The sequence below is a fragment of the Streptomyces palmae genome (assembly GCF_004684805.1).
GTDB classification, from domain to species: Bacteria; Actinomycetota; Actinomycetes; order Streptomycetales; family Streptomycetaceae; genus Streptomyces; species Streptomyces palmae.
The window spans coordinates 1-2675 of sequence record NZ_SRID01000581.1 but is presented as its reverse complement, the minus strand read 5'-3'; the positions used below and the strand labels follow the sequence as shown (position 1 = coordinate 2675).

The window sequence follows — 2675 nt, the reverse complement described above, 5'->3', positions numbered from 1 at the left end:
CCCTGGCGCTGGGACCTGCTGGCGGGCCCCCGCGGCCCCCATCCCCCTCACAGCGACAGCTCCGGTACGGGCAGGCGGCGGCCCTGGGCGGAGGAGGCCAGGCCCAGTTCGGCCAGTTGGACGCCGCGGGCGCCCGCCAGCAGGTCCCAGCGCCAGGGTTCGCCGAGCGCGACGTGCCGGAGGAACAGTTCCCACTGGGTCCGGAAGCAGCCGCGGTGGCCGTCGGGGTCCTGGTCCGGGACCGGCTGCCACTGGGCCCGGAAGTCCTCGGTGACCGGCCGGTCCGGGTCCCACACCGGCCGCGGAGTGGTGGCCCGGTGCTGCACCCGGCAGCCGTGCAGGCCCGCGACCGCCGAGCCCTCGACGCCGTCCACCTGGAACTCGACCAGCTCCGCGCGGTGCACCCGCACCGCCCAGGAGGAGTTGATCTGCGCGACGATCCCGCCGGCCAGCTCGAAGACGGCGTAGGCCGCGTCGTCCGCGGTGGCCTGGTAGGGCCGGCCCCGCTCGTCCCAGCGGCGCGGCACATGGGTGGTGACGTGTGCCTGCACCGAGCGCACCGGGCCGAACAGCTCGTGCAGTACGTACTCCCAGTGCGGGAACATGTCGACCGCGATCCCGCCGCCGTCCGCCGCCCGGTAGTTCCACGAGGGGCGCTGCGCGGGCTGCTGGTCGCCCTCGAAGACCCAGTAGCCGAACTCGCCGCGCACCGACAGGATCCGGCCGAAGAAGCCGCTGTCGACCAGCCGCTTCAGCGTGCGCAGCCCCGGTAGGAAGAGCTTGTCCTGGACGACGCCGTGCCGGACGCCGGCCGCCTCCGCCTGCCGGGCCAGCGCCAGCGCACCGGCCAGGTCCGGGGCGACGGGCTTCTCCGCGTAGACGTGTTTGCCCGCGGCGATGGCCTTGGCCAGGGCGTCCGGGCGGGCGGCGGTGGTCTGCGCGTCGAAGTAGACGTCGACCGAGTCGTCGGCCAGCACCGCGTCCAGGTCGGTGGCCACGTCGGCCACCGGATCCAGACCGTGGCGCTCGGCGATGGCCCGTAGGGCCGGTGCCCGGCGCCCGAGCAGCAGCGGCTCGGGCCACAGCACGTCGCCGTCCCCCAGGTCGAGTCCGCCGTCCGCGCGGATGGCGAGCAGCGAGTTCACCAGGTGCTGCCGGTAGCCCATCCGGCCGGTGGCCCCGTTGACGGCGATCCGCATCGTCCTGCGTGTCATGCCCTCGGTCCTCTCCCTCAGCGGTGCGGACGGGTACGGGGCGGGCCGCGGCGCCGGCCGACGACGACGCGCCACGGGTGGCGGAGGGCCGGGGGCACCAGGTGCCCGACCCGCGCCGTGCCCGCTCCCGCGCACCACCGCCCACCCGGATCGGGAAAGGGCTTACCGCCCCGGCGACGCTAACGGTCTGACGGAGCGTCGGACAAGGGTGCCTGGCGCGTCCGGAATGGGCACCGATGCCTCATAGGGCCTTCCGTGGCCCCTTGCCCCCGGAGCGCCCAGTGAGAGCATGTACGTCACCGGCCCGTTCGGCCGGCACCCCCATCACGCCCGGCGCGTTCGGCGCATCCGGCGCACTCCCCCGCTCGTCCAGGAAGGAGAGCCATGGCAGTGACCCTGGCCGATGTGGCGGCCCGGGCCCGGGTCTCGGCGGCGACCGTGTCACGGGTGCTCAGCGGCAACTACCCGGTGGCGGAGGCGACCCGGGCCCGGGTGCTGCGCGCCGTGGACGAGCTGGAGTACGTGGTCAACGGCCCGGCAAGCGCTCTCGCGGCGGCCAGTTCGGACCTGGTGGGGGTGCTGGTGCACGACATCGCCGACCCGTTCTTCGCCATCCTGGCGGGCGCGGTGCAGGCGGAGATGGGGCGCTGGGGGTCCCCCGGACGGAGCCTTGGGGAGGGGTCCGGGGGCGGTGAGAAGCTCGCGGTGATCTGCAGTACCGGCGGGGTGCCGGCCCGCGAACTCAGCTGCCTGACCCTGCTCCAGCGTCAGCGCGCCTCCGCCGTGGTGATCACCGGCGGGGCGGTGGAGGACCCCGGCCACGCCGCCGCCCTGGCCGCCAGGACCTCCCGGCTCGTGGCCGCCGGCGTCCGGGTGGTGGTCTGCGGACGGCCGCCGATCCCCGGCGCGGTGGCCCTCACCTTCGACAATCGCGGCGGCGCCCGGCGGCTCACCGAGCATGTGCTGGCCCTCGGGCACCGCCGGATCGGCTATGTGGCCGGCCCGGCCGAGCGCACCACCACCCGGCACCGGCTGGAGGGCCACCGCGCCGCGTTGGCCGCACACGGGGTGGCGGGCGCCGAGGGCGCGGCGGCCGAACGGCTGACCGTGTTCGGCCCCTACGACCGGGCCTGCGGTTATGACGCCGCCTTGGAGCTGCTGCGCCGGGAGCCGGAGCTGACCGCCGTGGTGGCCGCCAACGACACCATCGCGCTGGGGGTCTGCGCGGCGCTGCGCGACCAGGGCCGGCGGATACCCGAGGACGTCTCGGTGGCCGGCTTCGACGACCTGCCGTTCAGCGTGGACGCGATGCCGTCGCTCACCACGGTGCGGCTGCCGCTGCGGTCGGTGGGGGCTCGGGCGGGGCGGCTGGCACTCGGCCAGGAGCCGCTGCCGCCGGGCGGCGTCGCGATGGTCCCGGCCGAGCTGATGGCCCGCTCCTCCACCTGTCTCTTATACACA

2 protein-coding genes are annotated in these 2675 nt (G+C 75.4%); one reads left to right on the top strand and one right to left on the bottom strand.

The genetic code is table 11. The features are described 5' to 3' along the window. Positions 1-47: 47 nt before the first annotated feature. Positions 48-1214, bottom strand: coding sequence for a Gfo/Idh/MocA family protein (locus tag E4099_RS31170; protein ID WP_135342457.1), 1167 nt, complete (start codon positions 1212-1214; stop codon positions 48-50). Between the two features lie 384 nt (positions 1215-1598). Here E4099_RS31170 and E4099_RS31165 point away from each other — a divergent pair. Next, positions 1599-2675: LacI family DNA-binding transcriptional regulator (locus E4099_RS31165; RefSeq protein WP_135342456.1), on the top strand; the 1077-nt coding region annotated here is incomplete at its 3' end.

What these genes read in the sequence shown, in the direction of transcription:
- E4099_RS31170 (WP_135342457.1), bottom strand. Translation starts at nt 1,214, where the DNA reads ATGACACGCAGGACGATGCGGATCGCCGTCAACGGGGCCACCGGCCGG.